Below are 18,130 nucleotides of genomic sequence, written 5' to 3' on the forward strand. Positions count from 1 at the left end.
TCGGGCGGCGTCGGCGGCCACGGCGGAGTCGTAGTCGCCGGCAGGACCTCCAGGAAGCGCTGAGGGGTGGGCGCCGGACAGTGCCAGCTGTTCGTGCCCGAACGCTGTCTGGCGTGGCGAGGCATTCGACCCCGTCGGAGTTATGGGCCGTGCTCTTCTCCGAGCCGGCGGGGTTGAGGGAAAGCGGCGGCTGCGGTGTCGTCGTAGACGAGCAGGCCATCGGGGCGTAGCCGTAGTCCCGGCGTCGGTGGGTGGGGCACCAGCCGTTTGTCGTGCATCAGGTGCTGCACGGTGGCGTTCCTGGCCACGGTGGCGAAGTCGGCGATCAGGCGCCGGTGACAGCGCCACCAGACCGCCTCGCTGCACATCACCGTCGTGCGGGCACGAGCGGCTTCGTCGAGCAGTCGGTCCATCGCTGCCACGAACGCAGGCTCGCGCATGTAGGCGGCATAGCCCCGGAATGAGGAGTTGCGCCAGACGACGTCCGGGGAGTCGGCGGGTGCTTTGCGAAAGCCACCCAGGTCCGGTTCCCATCGGTAAGCGATGCCGGCCTGCGGCAACCAGTGGGCGAGGCTGCTGCGGAACAGGTGAGGGTTGCGACGACTGCCCGGCCCGATCCGTACGTCGACCACCGACCGCACGTCCGCTCCGCGCAGCAGTTCGATCAACTGCGGTCGTTCCGCCGTGCTGTGACCGAAGGTGACCAGCTCTGTTTTACGCATCCTGCCGCGGCTCGTTGCCGAGCTGCCTGGTCCACATGTCCGGTCCGCCGCCCTCCCGCCCGATCAGGCTGGGGGGACTCAGGGAAACGAGCCTGTCGTCGCCGTCGCTACCGGCTCGGCGCGGAAGCTGCATGAGATCGTTCTCCTTCGCATCACGGGCCAGCAGGTCCCGTGCGGGTAAGCCGTGGTGGGAAAGCGCCGAGGCGGCGTGCAGCTTGGTCTGCCCGGGCGTGCGAGCGCCGGATAACGCAGCCCTACGGGGGCACGCTCCCGGCGGGCAGACGAGCGACACGGCTGTCTTCACCAGTGTGCGGCCGGTCAGCTGCCCAGGGCCTTGCGCAGCTCTTCCTTGGTCGTCCGGGAGCGGCCGTCGCGTGCTACGGGCGTGGTGGCCTCGCCTTTCTGGACGCTGGGGTGTGGTTACCGGCCGCGGCCGGTGACGTAGTCGCGGGCGCGGTCGACCAGGCCGAGCCCGGGTGCGAGGAGCTTGTTGGCCGGGGGCGTATTCGGTGCGGCGGGGTGCGGGCGGGTAGGGGCGGTCTTTTTCGCCGCGCGGACCTTTTCTCCCAGACTTTCGAGGACGTAGGAGTGCACGTGGTTGCGCAGTTGCGGGAAGAGGTGGTTCTCCTCGTCATCGATGTGCGAGGTGACCTCTGTCCTGAGCTTGACCACAAGGCGGTCGAAGTCGAGGTCGTCCGGCTCGCGCCCTTCGAGGGCCTTGAGGAGCTCTTCGACGCGGGCGTGGTCGGCGAGCTCCTTGTCCGCCAGCGCGTCGCCCTCCTCCAGGTGCTCACGCACGGCCGGGTAGAGGTGCATCTCCTCGGCGACCGCATGCCGCACCAGCTCGATGGTGAGGGCATCGACCAGCCGCTTGCGGTCCGGGCTGCCCGGCATGGTGTCCTCGAACTGCCCGAACAGGTCGTCGACCTCACGATGGTCGGTGGTCAACTCCTGGATGACATCGCCGCCATGACCCACGATCTTCGCCTCCGCTCGCTGCGCACCTCGGTCGGTACCGGGTGCGTGAGAGCACGGGTTCCCGACGAAGGCCGCGCAGTTAACGCAATGCGGGCGAATTACCCCGGACGCTCGGCGGAGGCCCTGGCGCCACGCCTCCCCGGCAGGCAGGCCAGGGAACTGGTCACAGAAGTCGGAGCCGACGCCCATGAGCCGACGCGCGGTGCGGTGGGCGGAGAACCCCACGCCTCCGCGTATTCACCGCCGTGCGCGCCCCGGCCCCCCGCGGCCCCCAGAGGCACCGGGTGGGAGGTGTGGACACGACAGGCCGGCACCGTCGTTGGGCAGGCGCATGCGAGGGGCCAGGTCACGCGTCATGCGCTGGGCTAGGCAGCTGCGCCAGGTGACCTCGGGGTAGCAGGCGCGCAGGTGCGCAACGGCGCGGGTGCCCAGGCCGCTGTCCTGCAAAGGCGTAGCGACGTCGACCTGGGTGATCACGCCGCTCGGGACAATCGCCGCTCTCGGTCGCTTGCCGACCAGGTGTTCCCGTCGTGTCTTCTGGCGGCCCCTTCCGGAGTGCGGACGGCGGGCCTCGCCGGGCCGCGCTGCTGTTGCGGTCCGGCCTGCGCATGCTCGGCATCAGTCGCATGGTGGTAGCGGGGGTCAGTTCCGGAACAGGAGACCTCGTGGGGAGTGACGATGAGAGCTCTGACCTGGCATGGAAAGCGCGACGTACGCGTGGAGACCGTCCCGGATCCAACGATTCAGGAACCGACCGACATCATCGTGCGCATTACCTCCACCGGCATCTGCGGCTCGGACCTGCACCTCTACGAAGTCTTCGGCCCCTACCTCGACGCGGGCGACATTCTCGGCCATGAGCCCATGGGCATCGTTGCGGAGACCGGCAGCGACGTCACCGAGGTGTCGGTGGGCGAGAGGGTGGTGGTTCCGTTCAATGTCTCCTGCGGCACGTGCTGGATGTGCCGGCGCGGTCTGCACTCCCAATGCGAGACCACTCAGGTCACCGACCGCGGCATGGGAGGCTCCCTCTTCGGGTTCACCAAGCTCTACGGGCACATCCCCGGCGGCCAGGCGGAGTTCCTTCGCGTGCCGTTCGGGAACACGCTCCCCATCAAGGTCCCCGACGGGCCGCCGGACCAGCGTTTCGTCTACCTCTCCGACGTCCTGCCCACGGCCTGGCAGGCCGTCGTCTACGCGGCCGTCCCGCCGGGCGGAAGCGTCACCGTACTGGGGCTCGGTCCGATCGGCGACATGGCTGCCCGCATCGCCCTCCACCAGGGCGCAAGCAAAGTCATCGGCGTCGATCTGGTCCCCGAACGCCTCGCCCGGGCCCGGGAGCGTGGTGTGCACACCCTTGACCTCAACGAATACGGCAAGGACGTGGCCGAGGAGATCCGGCGGCTCACCGACGGGCGCGGCACGGACTCCGTCATCGAGGCGGTCGGCATGGAAGCCCACGGCGCCCCGGTCACCCGAGCCGCCCAGAACTTGGCAGGGATGCTGCCCGATGCCCTGGGCGAAAAGCTCATGGCGCACGCGGGTGTGGACAGCATGACGGCCTTCAACACGGCCGTGGACGCCGTGCGTCGAGGTGGCACGATCTCCCTGATCGGGGTCTATGGCGGTGCGGTCGATCCGGTCCCCATGCTGACCCTGTTCGACAAGCAGATTCAGCTGAGGATGGGTCAGGCCAACGTCAAACGCTGGATCGACGACATCCTTCCTCTCCTGAACGACGCGGACCCCCTGGGAGTCGACCACTTCGCCACCCACACCCTCCCCCTGGAAGACGGGCCCCAGGCCTACAAGACGTTCCAGGCCAAGGACGACGGAATGATCAAGACGGTCCTCACCCCCTAGGACCAGGACCAGGACCAGCTCAGGCAACGACTTCTGACGGGGGAGTGCTAACGGCCGCCGCGGCGTCGCAGGGCCGTCCGGGTCAGGGGGCGCGGAGTCGGCCCTATGAGGATCACTGGGGTGGGTTCTCCGTGCGGCGTCGGCCTCGCTTCTGTACGTGCCGGAACCGATGTGCAGGGCGCGCGCCGGTGCTCGGTGCGCTTCTGGAGGCGCGCCCGGCCAGGTGCGGCGTAGACAAAATCATGGGGCGAAGATGTCACGCTCGGTTATGATGCCCCCTTTGTGCCGGAGGCCGTGACCGAGGGGCGCACGGCCATCGGCGGGCTGCTCGGAAGCGAGAGGGGGAGCGGGATGCCAGGCGGAACTCCCCGGATTATCCCCAGGGTTGATGGCGACGCCGACCTGGGGTTCACCTGCAGAGGATTGACCGTGGATTGCACCGTGGATGAGTCGTGGAGACTGGGACAATGCTGACCGAAGTCGTTGCGACCCGCTATGTCACGCCCTTGCGTGAGGGCGGCTCGCTTCCGGGAATCGTCGAGGGCGACGATCTCGGTACCTACATCATGAAGTTCACCGGCGCCGGGCAGGGGCGCAAGACGCTCGTCGCCGAGATCATCTGCGGGCAGCTGGGCCGCCGGCTCGGGCTGCGGGTGCCGGATCTGGTGCGGATGCAGCTCGACCCCGTCATCGGGCTGGGCGAGCCCGATCAGGAGGTCCAGGAGCTGCTGAAGGCCAGTGGCGGGCTCAATCTGGGCATGGACTACCTCCCCGGATCGCTGGGCTTCGATCCGCTGGCCTTCGAGGTGACGCCTCGCGAGGCGGGCCGCGTGGTGTGGTTCGACGCACTGATCAACAACGTCGACCGGTCCTGGCGCAACCCCAATCTGCTGGTCTGGCACGGCGAACTGTGGCTGATCGACCACGGCGCGGCGATGATCTGGCACCACAACTGGCCGAGTGCGCAGAAGGCTTCGGCCCGGCCGTACGACGCCTCCGACCATGTGCTGGCCACGTTCGGTCCGGATCTCGCCGCGGCGGCCGAGGAGTTCGCCCCGCAGATCACGGAGGAGCTGCTGACCGGGATCGCTGCCGAGGTCCCGGACGAATGGCTGGCCGATGAGCCCGGTTTCGACTCCCCGGAGGCGCTGCGCCGGGCGTACGTGACCACGCTGATGGCCCGCGCCCGGACCATCAGCGACCACATCACCCTGGGGGAACCGACCAAGGACAAGCCCTCGCAGGCACCGGAATGGCTGGCCGCACGGCTGGTACGGAGGGCAGTGAAGTGACCGGTCTGCACAACGGACGCGACGTCTTCGAATACGCCCTGCTGAGGGTCGTGCCCCGGGTCGAGCGCGGCGAGATGATCAATGCCGGGGTGGTCGTGTACTGCCACGCCCGGCGCTTCGTCGAGGCCCGGACCCATCTGGACGAGGCCCGGCTGCTGGCCCTGGACCCCACCACCGACGTGGCCGGGGTACGCGCCGCGCTTGGCGCCGTCGAGGGCATCTGCGCGGGCGGCGAGCAGGCCGGGCAGGCGGCGGGGGACGACGCGGGGCGCCGGTTCCGCTGGCTGGTGGCGCCGCGCAGCACCATCGTCCAGCCGGGGCCGGTGCACACCGGACTGACCGCCGATCCCACCACCGAGGCCGCGCGGCTGCTGGAGCTGCTGGTGCGCTGAGGAGCGCGGGTGCGCCGAGGGCGCCCGGTTCCGCCGTCGGGCGGGCCGGGCGCTCTGTCGTCCCGGCGCGATTCCGCCGGGTCCCGGCCCGCCGCGCGGTGAGGTGGGCAACGGCGCAGTGGTGGGGCGTTGACAGCGCCCTGCCGGGCTTCTAGCGTCAGCCCTGCTCAGGCTACTAAGCGGTTGCTCACCCCGGGATCGGTGGGGCGGGCCGCTTGTCGAGGTTTCTAGGGTGAGGAGAACCCGCATGTCCACCACCGAGCAGCGCGTCGCCATCGTGACGGGCGCGGCCCGCGGCATCGGCGCGGCCACCGCCGTACGCCTGGCCGCCGAGGGCCGTGCCGTCGCCGTACTCGACCTCGACGAGGCGGCGTGCAAGGACACCGTCGAGAAGATCACCGCGGCCGGCGGCAAGGCCATCGCGGTCGGCTGCGACGTCTCCGACGCGGAGCAGGTCGACGCGGCGGTCGCGCGGGTCGCCTCCGAGCTCGGTGCGCCGACCGTCCTCGTCAACAACGCCGGTGTGCTGCGCGACAACCTGCTGTTCAAGATGAGCGAGATCGACTGGGACACCGTCATGAACGTGCATCTGCGCGGTGCGTTCCTGATGTCCCGGGCCTGTCAGAAGCACATGGTGGACGCCAAGTTCGGCCGGATCGTCAACCTCTCCTCCAGCTCGGCGCTCGGCAACCGCGGCCAGGCCAACTACTCGGCGGCGAAGGCGGGTCTGCAGGGCCTCACCAAGACCCTCGCCATCGAGCTCGGCAAGTTCGGGGTCACCGCCAACGCCGTCGCCCCCGGCTTCATCGTCACCGACATGACCGCCGCCACCGCCGAGCGCGTGGGGATGGGCTTCGAGGAGTTCCAGGCCGCGGCCGCCACGCAGATCCCCGTGCAGCGCGTCGGCCGGCCCGACGACATCGCCAACGCCATCGCCTTCTTCACCGGCGAGGCGGCCGGCTTCGTCTCCGGCCAGGTCATGTACGTCGCCGGCGGCCCGCTCAACTGACCGCCCCACCGACTTCGGGAGAACTGGACATGACCGAGCAGAACAGCGGCCTGCCCGCGCCCTCCGGCAAGGTGGCGCTGGTCACCGGCGCCAGCCGCGGCATCGGCTACGGCATCGCGGAGGCCCTGGTCGCCCGCGGTGACCGGGTCGTCATCACCGGCCGCAACGAGGACGCCCTCAAGGAGGCCGCCGAGAAGCTGGGCGCCGACCGGGTGCTCGGCGTCGCCGGCAAGGCGCATGACGAGGCCCATCAGGCCGTGGCCGTCGAGCGTGCCATGGAGACCTTCGGCCGCGTCGACTACCTCGTCAACAACGCCGGGACGAACCCGGTGTTCGGCCCCATCGCCGACCTCGACCTGGGCGTCGCCCGCAAGGTGTTCGAGACCAACGTCGTCTCGGCGCTCGGCTTCGCGCAGCGCACCTGGCACGCCTGGCAGAAGGACAACGGCGGCGCGATCGTCAACATCGCCTCGATCGCCGGCCTCGGCGCCTCGCCGTTCGTCGGCGCGTACGGGATCAGCAAGGCCGCGATGGTGAACCTGACGCTGCAACTCGCCCACGAATTCGCGCCGGGGGTGCGGGTCAACTCCATCGCGCCCGCGGTGGTCAAGACCAAGTTCGCCGCCGCGCTGTACGAGAACCGTGAGGAGGAGGCCGCGGCCGGCTACCCCATGGCGCGGCTGGGCGTCCCGGAGGACATCGGCGGGGCGGCGGCCTTCCTGCTGTCCGAGGCCGCGGGCTGGATCACGGGCCAGAACCTGGTCGTGGACGGCGGTCTGTTCCTGAACGTCGGGGTCTGACCGCAGGGATCTCTACGCAGGGATCTCTACGCCGGGGTCCGACGGCGTCGGGCCGGGCCCCGAGGAGGCCTCGCCCCGGTGTGCGCTCCGATGGGAATCCGTGGTGCCGGCCCTCTCAGGGGGCCGGCACCACGCGCGTCGGCGGACCCGCCGGGAAGACATGGGATCCTGACAAGGCGGGTCGACACCGCCCGGCGCGGCCCCGGCCGCCAAGCCGCGGGAGCCCCATCGGCCCGCAGACCGCATTGTCAGTGGCCGCCGGTAGGTTCTGTGGCTGAGAACGCAACGCACACCGGAGGTTGTTGACGTGGTGACCGACATGCTGCCCGAGTCCTGGCGCGAGGCCCTCGGCGAGGAGTGCGAGAAGCCCTATCTCAAGGAGCTCTCCGACTTCGTCGAGCAGGAGCGGGCCAACGGTCCGGTCTACCCGCCCCGCGAGCAGGTCTTCGCGGCGCTGGAGGCGACCCCTTACGACCAGGTGAAGGTACTCATCCTGGGCCAGGACCCGTACCACGGCGCGGGCCAGGGCCACGGTCTGTGCTTCTCCGTGCAGCCCGGCGTCAAGACACCGCCGTCGCTGCGGAACATCTACAAGGAGATGAAGGAGGAGCTGGGCCACCCCATTCCGGACAACGGCTATCTGATGCCCTGGGCCCAGCAGGGTGTGCTGCTGCTGAACGCCGTCCTCACGGTCCGCGAGGCCGAAGCCAATTCGCACAAGGGCAAGGGCTGGGAGAAGGTCACCGACGCGGTGATCCGCGCGGTCGCCTCCCGGCCCGAGCCGGCGGTCTTCGTGCTGTGGGGGAATTACGCCAAGAAGAAGCTGCCGCTGATCGACGAGGAGCGGCATGCCGTGGTGCAGGGCGCGCACCCCTCCCCGCTGTCGGCGAAGAAGTTCTTCGGCTCCCGTCCCTTCACCCAGATCAATGCGGCGGTCGCCGCCCAGGGCCATGCGCCGATCGACTGGCGCATCCCCGACCTGGGCTGAGCCACCGGGCCGGCGGGCGGAGCGGCGCGGTCAGGCCTGCCGCCCGGGCGCGTCGCGCACACCGCGCGCAGGTGCCGTCCGGCGGTTAGCGTCGAGGCAACGACGTTGGCGGTGGTGAACGATCCGGGAGTGCGCGGTGATGGAGAAGCGGCGGCAGGCGACGCCCGAGGACGGCGTGCTGACCCGGATCGGCCAGGCGATCATGTTGCACCGCGCCGGCGACCGGGAAGAGGCACGCAACCGCCTCTCGGCGCTGTGGCACGAGATCGGGCCGCAGGGCGACGCCTTCCACCGCTGCACCCTCGCCCACTACATGGCCGACACCCAGGACGACCCCCGGGACGAACTCGACTGGGACCTCAGGGCCCTGGAGGCGGCCGAGGGCTTCGTCACCGAGCGGCCCGCGGGCACCGCCGCCGCGCCCGTGGAGCCGAAGATCGCCGATGGTCCCGGCCCCCGCCACCCCCTCATCGCGCTCCGGGCGTTCTTCCCCTCCCTCCATCTCAATATCGCGGCCGACTACGCCGCCCTCGACCGTCCGGCCGATGCCCGTGCCCAGCTGCGGCGGGCGAGGGCGTCGGTCAACGCCCTCGCCGACGGCGAATACCGCCAGGGCCTGCGGGACGCGATCGACCGGCTCCAGCTGCGGATCGACCGGGCGGCGGGGCACACGCCGTAGGGCGTCCGCGTCCGGGACGGCGGGTCTTCAGCCGCCGCAGGGGACCCCCACCGCCCGCCTCGCACCGGAGCCGGCGCTGCGCGGCCTCGACGGAATCGCCGGCCGGCGGCCCCCGGCCGGCACGTATGCTTCCGGCACGCCAGGCACCACGAACGCGGCACAACCCAGGGAGCACGAGTGAAGGTCGGCTGCATCGGACTCGGCGACATCGCCCAGAAGGCGTACCTCCCGGTGCTGGGCACACAACCGGGTCTCGAACTGCATCTGTACACCCGCACCCCGGCCACCCTCCAACGCGTCGGCGACACCCTCCGGCTGCCCGGCGCGCAGCTCCACACCGACCTGGACGCACTGCTCGCCACGGGCCTGGACGCGGCCTTCGTGCATGCCGCCACCGCCGCGCACCCCGAGCTCGTGACCCGGCTGCTCGAAGCCGGCGTACCGACGTACGTCGACAAGCCGCTCTCCTACGAGTTCGCCGTCTCCCAGCGCCTGGTCGCGCTCGCCGAGGACCGCGGCGTGGGCCTCACCGTCGGCTTCAACCGCCGCTTCGCGCCCGCCTACACCCAGTGCCGCGAGCACGCCCGCGAGCTGATCCTGATGCAGAAGAACCGCATCGGCCTGCCCGAGGACCCGCGCACGCTGGTGCTGGACGACTTCATCCATGTCGTCGACACCCTGCGGTTCCTGGTCCCCGGCGAGGTCGACCACATCGATGTGCGGGCCAGGATCCGGGAGGGGCTGATGCAGCATGTGGTGCTCCAGCTGTCCGGCGACGGCTTCACCGCCCTGGGCATCATGAACCGCCTCAGCGGTTCGGCGGAGGAGATCCTCGAGGTCTCCGGGCAGGACACCAGGCGTCAGGTCGTCAATCTCTCCGAGGTCATCGACCACAAGGGACAGCCGAGCATCCGGCGCCGCGGCGACTGGGTGCCGGTCGCCCGCCAGCGCGGCATCGAGCAGATCGTGCTGGCGTTCCTGGACGACGTACGGGCCGGCCGGCAGCCGTCCGCCCGGGACGCGCTGCGCACCCACGAACTGTGCGAACGGGTGATCACCGACGCCCTGGCGCAGGCCGCCTGCTGAGCGCCCGCAGTCCCGTGTACCCGCCGGCGAGCAGCAGCGCGCCCACCGCCCCGTACACCGCCCAGTCACCGAACCGGGTGTACGGGCTGGTGCCCTCGGCCAGCGGCAGGTCGTAGACGGCCGCCGCGCTGCGGTCGGTGCCCAGCCGCGCGCCGATCTGCTCGCCGCGCGGGCCGTACACCGCACTCATGCCGGTGAGCGTGGCGTGCACCATCGGCCGCCAGTTCTCCGCGGCGCGCAGCGCGGCCAGTGAGGAGTGCTGCGCGGGCGCCCAGCTGTGCTGGAAGGTCGAGGTCGAGGACTGGGCGACCAGCACCCGCGCACCCTCCCGCACCAGATGACGGCTCATGTCGGGGAAGGCGGACTCGAAGCACACCAGCGGCCCGATGCGCAGCCCGCCCGCGGTGGCCACCGGCAGCAGCACCTGACGGGTGCCGCGCAGCCGGTCGGTGGTGGCCGCCTTGCCCACCCGGGTCGCCCAGCCCAGCACGGGCCGGAAGGGTATGTACTCGCCGAAGGGCACCAGCCGCATCTTGGCGTAGCGGTCACCGGTCGGCCCGTCCGGTCCGATCAGTACCGCGCTCTTGTAGATGCCGGCCCGGCCGGCCTTGGGCGAGTCGGCGTTGACCAGCAGTTCGGCGCCGGTCTGCCGGGAGAGGGCGGCGAGGCGGGCGGCGAGCGCCGGGCGGTCCGCCGGGTCCTCGTAGAGGCTGCTCTCCCCCCAGACGATCAGCCGTACCCCGCGGCCCGCCAGCGACCGGGTGAGCGCTTCGCTCCGGGCCAGCCGCGCCGACGGGGTGCCGGTCGGGCCGGGCTGGACGACCGCGAACCGCACCGTGCCGGCGGCGCGGGGGACCGGCGCCCAGAGCCACGCCGCGGTGCCCGCCAGCGCGCACACCAGCAGCCCCGAGACGGCCGGCAGCCAGGCCGCGGGGCGGGCGATCAGCTCGGCCACCGCGGTGTTCACCACCACGATCAGCAGGCTCAGCAGCCACACCCCGCCGATCGAGGCCAGCCGCAGCGCGGGCGGCACCTGCCACTGTCCGGCGCCCAGCAGCCCCCAGGGCCCGCCCAAGTACTCCCAGGAGCGGACCAGTTCGACCATCAGCCAGCCCGAGGGCACCAGCACCAGCGCGGCGGCGTACCGCCGGCCCGTCGCCGGCCGCCCCGCGCCGCCCGCCGTTCCGTCCGCTCCGGGCGCGCCGCCCAGCAGTGCGCGCACCAGCAGCCCCCACGGCGCCCACAGCGCCCCGAGCAGCAGGGCGAGCAGGAGGATGAAGACGTGCAGGCTCGGCAGCAGCCATTGGTGGACGGCGAGCATGAAGCCGGTGCCGCCCAGCCAGCCGTCCAGCGCCGCCCGCCGGTACGTCGGCGCCGACCGCACCAGCAGCAGCCAGGGGACCAGCGCGACATACGCCAGCCACCACCACGACGGCGCGGGAAAGGTGAGGGCCGGCACCGCGCCGGCGAGGGCGGCGGCCAGGCCCCGTACCCAGGGGGAGCCGAGCCACCGCGGCCGGTGGCCGAGCGCTCCGTCCATGCCGCCTCCCTCGTCCCGGTGTCCGCGGGCCGGACGGCCAGTCTGCGCGGGCCGGCGGATCAAGGAAAGGGGTGTCGCCGCAACGGCCGATTCCGGACCGGGAGGGGGCCCCGGACGGTCAGTCACCGAGGGCGCGCACCTGACGCCACTTCTCGTGGACCACGACCCCGGTCAGCCGCCAGCCGTCGGGGGTACGGCGGGCGGTGAAGTCGTAGCGGCCGCCGCAGGTGTAATTGGGGGCGGTCGGGTCGTCGTCGCCGTCGTCCGCGGCGCCGGCGAGCCGCATCGGGTTGAGGTAGTCGGCCTGGATGGTGGCGGTGTCGCCGGGCGCACCGTCGCGCCGGTTGAGGTCGATACGGCGGTTGACGATCAGATGCTGCCGCATCGCGAACTGCCGCAGCATCTCGGCCAGCCAGGCCGCGATGTCCTCGGTGCCGGCCTCGATGCCGCCGGCCGAGCGGTAGTCGGCCCGCCCGTCCGGGGTGAACAGGGCCAGATAGCCGGGCCAGTCGCCGTCGTCCACGGCGCGGGCATAGCCGTTGATCAGATCGTCGAGTGCCAGGCGGTCCATGACCGTGGAGTGTTCCGCGCGCTGCGTCATCGCCTCAGTTTTCGGCATGGCGAAGGCCCCCGCCAAGAGGCGGGGGCCCAGGGCGTGTCCGCCTTAGGGGCTGTCCGGCGGATCAGGGTCGGATAGGCCCTAGTTCGCCAGCGCCGACTCCGGCAGCAGATCCGGCCCCGCGTCCGGGCCCCCGGCTTCCTCCCCGGCGGCCTTCCGGCGGTCCTCCGAGTCGGCGAACTGGGTCCGGTACAGCTCCGCATACCGCCCGTCGTCCGCCAGCAGGGTCTCGTGCGTCCCGCGCTCGACGATCCGCCCGTCCTCGACGACGAGGATCACGTCCGCGGCCCGTACGGTCGACAGCCGGTGGGCGATGACCAGGGCGGTACGGCCGTCGAGCGCCTCGGTGAGGGCTTCCTGCACGGCCGCCTCGGAGGTGTTGTCCAGATGGGCGGTGGCCTCGTCCAGGATCACCACCCGGGGGTGCGCGAGCAGCAGCCGGGCGATGGTCAGCCGCTGGCGTTCGCCCCCGGAGAGCCGGTAGCCGCGCTCGCCGACGACGGTGTCCAGACCGTCGGGGAGCCCGGCGATCAGCTCCTCCAGACGGGCCCGGCGCAACGCGTCCCACAGCTCGGCCTCGGTCGCCTCCGGCCTGGCCAGCAGCAGGTTCTCGCGGATCGAGTCATGGAAGAGGTGCCCGTCCTGGGTGACCATCCCCAGCACGTCGCGCAGCGAGGCCGCCGTCAGATCGCGGACGTCCACCCCGGACAGCCGGACCGCACCGGCATCGGCGTCGTACAGCCGCGGCAGCAACTGCGCCACGGTCGACTTGCCGGCGCCCGAGGAGCCGACCAGGGCGACCATCTGGCCCGGTTCGGCGCGGAAGGAGATGCCGTGCAGGACCTCTTCGCCGCCGCGGGTGTCGAGGGCGGCGACCTCCTCCAGGGAGGCCAGCGAGACCTTGTCGGCGGACGGGTAGCCGAAGCGGACGGCGTCGAACTCCACCGACACCGGGCCGTCGGGCACCGCGCGGGCGTCCGGCTTCTCGGTGATCAGCGGTTTCAGGTCGAGCACCTCGAAGACCCGCTCGAAGCTGACCAGCGCGCTCATCACCTCGATGTGGGCGCCGGACAGCGCGGTCAGCGGGGCGTAGAGCCGGGTGAGCAGCAGGGCGAGCGAGACGATCGCACCGGGCTCCAGCTTTCCGTGCAGGGCGAGGAATCCGCCCAGCCCGTAGACCACGGCCAGTGCCAGGGCGGAGACCAGGGTGAGGGCGGTGACGAAGTACGTCTGGACCATCGCCGAACGGACCCCGATGTCGCGCACCCGGCGGGCCCGGGTGGCGAATTCGGCGGACTCGCGGGCCGGTCGGCCCATCAGCTTGACGAGGGTGGCGCCCGGCGCGGAGAACCGCTCGGTCATCTGGGTGCCCATCGCCGCGTTGTGGTCGGCCCCCTCCCGGCGCAGGGCCGCCAGCCGCCGGCCGACCCGGCGGGCGGGCAGCACGAACACCGGCAGCAGCACCAGCGCGATCAGGGTGATCTGCCAGGACAGGCCGAGCATCACCACGAGGGTGAGCAGCAGCGTCACGATATTGCTGACGACCCCGGACAGGGTGTCGCTGAACGCCCGCTGGGCGCCGATCACATCGTTGTTCAGACGGCTGACCAGCGCGCCGGTGCGGGTGCGGGTGAAGAACGCGATGGGCATCCGCTGGACGTGGTCGTACACGGTCGTCCGCAGATCGAGGATCAGCCCCTCACCGATGCTCGCCGACAGCCAGCGGGTCAGCAGCCCCAGCCCCGCCTCCGCGACCGCGATCACGGCGATCAGCCCGGACAGGCCGACGACCACGCCCGACGGGTCGCCGTTCACGATCGCGTCCACGACCCGGCCGGCGAGCAGCGGGGTGGCCACCGCGAGCATCGCGGTCACCGTGCTCAGGACGAGGAACCACAGCAGCCGGCGGCGGTGCGGGCGGGCGAACGCCGCGATGCGGCGCAGGGTGCCGCGGGAGAAGCGGCGCCGGCCCTGCTGCGCGGTCATCGTGCTGTGCAGCGCATGCCAGGCGGTGACTTCCATGTCCATCGTGGCCTCCAAGCCGTCGGGGTCGTCACGGGATCGCCGTGCGTGACCGGCGACATAAGAGAAACCTAGAACCTCAAGCAATGTTGAGGTCAACTGATTCCTCCACGCTCACTCACAAGGATCGCCGGTGGCCACCCGGGCCCGCGGAAACCCGCCTCGTGGGGAGCTCACCGACGAGGACGCGGGCACCGTCAGAGCGGGCGTTCCCAGACCGTGAGGGCCTCGGTGTCGGCCGGGACGCTGACCGTCAGCCGTACCGCGGGGCGGCCGTCGGGGAGTGTGGCGAGGGCGTCCACGACGACCTCGGTGCGGACCGGGTGGGCCGCTCCGGACACCGACGGGGCCGCCCCGACCAGCGCCTTGGCCAGCGCTGTCAGCAGCTCCCGGCCGCCCTCGTCGTCGAGGCGGGCCTCGACCGGGCCGAGGAACTGCACCGACGGCCGGGTGCCGAGCACGGGGGTGGCGGCGTCGGCCTCCCGCAGGACGCGGGTACGGAGTCCGGGCACCGCGGCCGGCCCCTGCTGCAGCGCGATGATCGCCGACCTGATCTCCTGGATCGTCGCGTCCAGCTCGTCGACCGCCTGGCCGACCCCCTCCGCCACCTCCGGCAGCTGCGCCTTGCGCCGGGCGGTCTCCAGCAGCATCCCGGTGGCGAACAGCCGCTGGATGACCAGATCGTGCAGATCGCGGGCGATGCGGTCGCGGTCCTCGAAGACGGCGAGCTGCTCGCGGTCGCGGTGCCGGTCGGCGAGGACGAGCGCCACCGCGGCCTGGGCGGCGAACTGCGTCCCCAGGGTCCGCTCGGTGTGGCTGAAGCGGCGCTCGCCGGGCCTGCGGCACAGCGCGAGGGCGCCCAGTACCCGCCCGCTGCTGCGCAGTGGCAGCAGCATCATCGGGCCGTAGTGGCGTGAGAGCGGGGAGATCGAGCGGGGGTCGCCGCCGAAGTTGTCGGAGAACACCGCGAGCCCGGCGCGTATCTGGTGGACGGCCGGGCTCTGCGGCGGGATCCTGGCGCGCTCGGACTCGGCCCGTACCGCCTCGGGCAGCACGGTGGAGATCGCCACGATCTCCATACCGCCGTCGGAGTGCGGCATCAGCACCGCGCCGGTGGCCGCCTCGGCCAGGTCCCGGCCCTGTTCCGCGACGACGGTCAGGGCGTTGGGGGTCGTCGAGCGGGTGTCGGGCTCGGTCAGCAGCGCCGTGGTCACGGAGGCCGTCCCGTCGATCCAGCGTCTGCGCTGCCGGGCGGCCGCGTGCGTGCGGGCATTGCTCACGGCGATGCCGGCTTGGGTGGCCAGCACCCGCACCAGGTGCAGATCCCCGTCGCCGAACCCCCCGCAGCCGTCCTTCCCCGCCACGCACAGCGTGCCGAACAGCTCGCCCTGCACCTGTATGGGCACCTCCAGAAATGTTCCGGCGGGATGCTCGGTGGAGGGGGAGGGGCCGTGGGTGATCAGCTCGCCGGGGCCGTCGCCGTCCTCGTCGAGGAGGCTGACAGCGGCATGACGCGCTCCGGTCAGCGCGGCGGCGTTCTCGGCGATACGGTCCAGCGCACGGCGCAGATCATGATCGGAACCGACCGTCACCATCGCTTCCAGGAGCTGCGGGAGCCGGGAGATCGGCCCGCCCGCCAGCGCGCGCAAGCTCCGCGCGGTGCGGTCGGGGAAATCTCCCGCGGGGTCCGACGGCTTCAGGGCACACCTCTCACTTCCGGCCGTTCGGACAGTCTAATTCGGTCGAAAGCGTGTTATCCATGCCAAGTGGACGGTATCTCCGGTTCAGCCGGGACACGGCCTGACCTGCGCGTGATCCATGCCGTCCAGGCCTACGGGAGCGGATCGGCGGCGCGGGCGGGCGAGCAGGCCACCTCGGCCGTGGGGTACGGGGCGCAGCGGAAAGCGCGGACCTTGGTCGCCTATCCCGGCCACACCCGCCAGGGGCGACTTTGAGACAACCTGGAGCTGAGTCGTGCGCCGGGACTTGAGGCCCCCGAGCTGCGGGTAAGCCGTAGTCAACTACGGGCACAGCTGCAGAAACGCACGGGCACAGCAGACACACCACCACACCACCAACGACCCGGAAACGGGCCGACCCGCCCGGATTGCGCCGGGCGCCCCCCACACGTTCCGAACATCTCCGCCGCAGACGCGTGGCCATATCCCGCGCCTCGGCATGAAAGTGGGCCGGGCCGATGGATGAAGGTCAGTACTACCCGAGACTCGTGGGACCCAGCCGCGCGGCGGGCGGCACCACCCTTCTCGAAATCCGCGGTGAGCTGGACATCCTCGCCGTGTCGGTGCTGTCCGACGGGCTGGACGACATCACCGGCGCCCAGGGCGTCGATCTCGTGCTGGACGTGCGCGCGGTGACGTTCATCGACTGCGCCGGACTGTCCCTGCTCAGCCGCGCCCGCCAGCGCACCCGGCAGCGGGGCGGCAGGCTACGGCTGAGCGGGGCCACCGGCGACGGGAGCGTCGCGCGGCTGCTGCGCATGACCGGGCTGACCGGCAGTTTCGAACTCGTCCCCGACGACGACGGCGCCACGGACGCTCTTGCCGAGGCCACCGGGCCGGCCGGGGTCACGGACGGCGCCGGCAGCGCCGTCGCCTGACGCTCCCGGCCACTGCCGGCTTCGCCCTCGCCGGCCCGGTCCCGGCTCAGGCCGGTCCCGGGCTCAGGCCGGCAGGGCCGCCTCGATGGCGCCGACCAGCTCCTCGGCCTCCGGATCGGTGCGCGGCCGGAAGCGGCCCGCGACCTCGCCGCCGGCATCGATCAGGAACTTCTCGAAGTTCCACTGGATGTCACCGGCCGCGCCCTCGGCATCCTGGGTGGCGGTCAGCGCCGCATACAGCGGGTGCCGGTCCGCGCCATTGACGTCGGTCTTCTCGAACAGCGGGAAACTCACGCCGTACGTCGCCGAGCAGAACGTGGCGATCTCCTCCGCGGTGCCCGGCTCCTGGCCCGCGAACTGGTTGCTGGGGAAGCCCAGCACAGCGAAACCACGGTCCCCGTAGCGCTGCTGCAGCCGCTCCAGGCCCGCGTACTGCGGGGTCAGCCCGCATTTGGACGCCACATTCACCACCAGCAGGGCCTTGCCCCGGTAGTCGGCGAGGGAAGCGGGCTCACCGGTCAGGGTGCGCAGGGGGATGTCGTACAGGCTCACGGTCATGCTCCTCGTTACGGGTCCGCGGACAGGGACGTCCATCCTCCGTCCCAACAGCGGCGCCCGCCCTGATCTTCCCCGGATCGTCGACCGGCCAGGACACGACCGGCCGGAGCTCCCCCGAGCGCCACTCCTTGAGCAGCTGGTCGAAGATCGGCGTTTCCCCCTCGGCCGGCCGCCGTGCCTGGGGGTCGGGGGGCGGCAGCGGCGGCGGCCGGCGGGGGAGGGAGATGCGCTGGAAGGGGTGCGAGGCGGGCTTCTCGGCGTCCATGTCCGGACTCAACCGGAATTCGGCCCCCGAGTTGCGGGACGCGGCCGGGACGGCTCTCAGAAGCCCCTGCGGTGGTGACGGGCAGAAGATACGTTCGCGCCGCGAAGGGCCGGGGGACGTTCCGTCGGTCGCTTGTTGGTCAGCAGGCTCGTGCGCCACGGGGGCCGGCTGCGGTGCGTCCCGCGCCGGTGGGGACGCCTCGTGTCGGCCCGGGGCGCCGGCGAGGAGGACCCGGTCGGCCGAGTACGGCTCCGCGACCCGCCCGGCGGCATGTCACGGAGCCTCGTCGGCGGCCTCAACGTCCGGTCCCAGTAGGGCCGTTGCCGGGCGAAGGTGACCGGTACCGCGCCCGCCGGTGAAGTCCGCCGGGGCTCGCCCCGGTCCGGGGCCGGGCGGCAGGGCCGAGGCGCCCCCACGGACCCGCTGTTCGGACCGGCCTCCCCGAACAGTCCCCCGTGCGGCCGTCGTTCCCTGTCACCCACGCGGGCGGGCGGCGTCCGGGCTCCCCGGCCGGCGGCTGACGGACGCCCGGACGTCCCGGGAACGGTGGGGTGATGCGCCGACCTGCGGCTCGACGGAGACGGGTACCGGGATCAGCTCCCGGCGGTGGGGTTCCTCGCGTGCTCCAGCGGCACGGATGCGTACGGCAGATGGAGCACGAGCGTCCGCCCCGGCTCTGTTCGATCACCGTTCACCTGCA

Annotated in this window: 16 protein-coding genes; 9 read left to right on the plus strand and 7 right to left on the minus strand. The window is 71.8% G+C overall.

The features are described 5' to 3' along the window. Nucleotides 1-140: 140 nt before the first annotated feature. Both CPH93_RS31330 and CPH93_RS31335 read right to left on the minus strand, forming a co-directional pair. Entirely contained in the window at nt 141-722 is a 582-nt protein-coding gene (locus tag CPH93_RS31330; protein WP_096214761.1) for a DUF488 domain-containing protein, read from the minus strand. A gap of 420 nt (nt 723-1,142) precedes the next feature. Continuing rightward, a complete protein-coding gene (locus CPH93_RS31335) occupies nt 1,143-1,700 on the minus strand; it encodes a hemerythrin domain-containing protein (protein ID WP_096214762.1) in 558 nt (185 codons plus the stop codon). Between the two features lie 678 nt (nt 1,701-2,378). Here CPH93_RS31335 and CPH93_RS31345 point away from each other — a divergent pair. The 8 genes from CPH93_RS31345 to CPH93_RS31380 all read left to right on the plus strand — a co-directional run bounded on the left by CPH93_RS31345 (nt 2,379) and on the right by CPH93_RS31380 (nt 9,809). Then, nucleotides 2,379-3,563, plus strand: coding sequence for a zinc-dependent alcohol dehydrogenase (locus CPH93_RS31345; RefSeq protein ID WP_096215666.1), 1,185 nt, complete (start codon nt 2,379-2,381; stop codon nt 3,561-3,563). 467 nt (nt 3,564-4,030) lie between these two features. Further along, the gene (locus CPH93_RS31350) at nt 4,031-4,855 is read left to right on the plus strand and encodes a HipA family kinase (protein ID WP_096214764.1); all 825 of its coding nucleotides are present in this window, start codon (nt 4,031-4,033) and stop codon (nt 4,853-4,855) included. Next, a complete protein-coding gene (locus tag CPH93_RS31355) occupies nt 4,816-5,247 on the plus strand; it encodes a DUF3037 domain-containing protein (RefSeq protein WP_231977017.1) in 432 nt (143 codons plus the stop codon). The genes CPH93_RS31350 and CPH93_RS31355 overlap by 40 nt, the downstream gene beginning before the upstream one ends. A gap of 247 nt (nt 5,248-5,494) precedes the next feature. Next, the gene (gene fabG / locus CPH93_RS31360) at nt 5,495-6,256 is read left to right on the plus strand and encodes a 3-oxoacyl-ACP reductase FabG (RefSeq protein WP_093481902.1); all 762 of its coding nucleotides are present in this window, start codon (nt 5,495-5,497) and stop codon (nt 6,254-6,256) included. A 29-nt stretch (nt 6,257-6,285) separates the two neighbouring features. Continuing rightward, a complete protein-coding gene (locus CPH93_RS31365) occupies nt 6,286-7,056 on the plus strand; it encodes an SDR family oxidoreductase (RefSeq protein ID WP_093481901.1) in 771 nt (256 codons plus the stop codon). 319 nt (nt 7,057-7,375) lie between these two features. Further along, nucleotides 7,376-8,044 carry a uracil-DNA glycosylase gene (locus CPH93_RS31370; RefSeq protein ID WP_093488419.1) on the plus strand — a complete coding sequence of 223 codons (669 nt, stop codon included), beginning with the start codon at nt 7,376-7,378 and terminating at the stop codon, nt 8,042-8,044. Between the two features lie 139 nt (nt 8,045-8,183). Continuing rightward, a complete protein-coding gene (locus CPH93_RS31375) occupies nt 8,184-8,723 on the plus strand; it encodes a hypothetical protein (RefSeq protein ID WP_093481900.1) in 540 nt (179 codons plus the stop codon). Between the two features lie 177 nt (nt 8,724-8,900). After that, on the plus strand, nt 8,901-9,809 hold the full coding sequence (locus CPH93_RS31380; RefSeq protein WP_096214766.1) for a Gfo/Idh/MocA family protein: 909 nt from the start codon (nt 8,901-8,903) through the stop codon (nt 9,807-9,809). Here the strand turns inward: CPH93_RS31380 and lnt are convergent. The 4 genes from lnt to CPH93_RS31400 form a co-directional block, all read right to left on the minus strand. Further along, a complete protein-coding gene (gene lnt / locus CPH93_RS31385; protein ID WP_093481898.1) occupies nt 9,778-11,349 on the minus strand; it encodes an apolipoprotein N-acyltransferase in 1,572 nt (523 codons plus the stop codon). The two genes, CPH93_RS31380 and lnt, sit on opposite strands and share 32 nt — an antisense overlap. Nucleotides 11,350-11,467: 118 nt before the next feature. After that, nucleotides 11,468-11,950, minus strand: coding sequence for a nuclear transport factor 2 family protein (locus CPH93_RS31390; protein ID WP_096214767.1), 483 nt, complete (start codon nt 11,948-11,950; stop codon nt 11,468-11,470). A gap of 99 nt (nt 11,951-12,049) precedes the next feature. Beyond that, a complete protein-coding gene (locus tag CPH93_RS31395) occupies nt 12,050-13,996 on the minus strand; it encodes an ABC transporter ATP-binding protein (protein ID WP_096214768.1) in 1,947 nt (648 codons plus the stop codon). 191 nt (nt 13,997-14,187) lie between these two features. Continuing rightward, nucleotides 14,188-15,639 carry a GAF domain-containing protein gene (locus CPH93_RS31400; protein WP_096214769.1) on the minus strand — a complete coding sequence of 484 codons (1,452 nt, stop codon included), beginning with the start codon at nt 15,637-15,639 and terminating at the stop codon, nt 14,188-14,190. A 578-nt stretch (nt 15,640-16,217) separates the two neighbouring features. Here CPH93_RS31400 and CPH93_RS31405 point away from each other — a divergent pair. Beyond that, complete coding sequence (locus CPH93_RS31405) at nt 16,218-16,607, plus strand: STAS domain-containing protein (RefSeq protein ID WP_093488415.1); 390 nt, start codon at nt 16,218-16,220, stop codon at nt 16,605-16,607. A 63-nt stretch (nt 16,608-16,670) separates the two neighbouring features. On the opposite strand, the gene CPH93_RS31410 is transcribed toward CPH93_RS31405, so the two are convergent. Next, the gene (locus CPH93_RS31410) at nt 16,671-17,159 is read right to left on the minus strand and encodes a glutathione peroxidase (protein WP_093649025.1); all 489 of its coding nucleotides are present in this window, start codon (nt 17,157-17,159) and stop codon (nt 16,671-16,673) included. Nucleotides 17,160-18,130 lie beyond the last annotated feature (971 nt).

The sequence above is a fragment of the Streptomyces sp. 2323.1 genome, from assembly GCF_900221035.1.
Classification (GTDB): domain Bacteria; phylum Actinomycetota; class Actinomycetes; order Streptomycetales; family Streptomycetaceae; genus Streptomyces; species Streptomyces sioyaensis.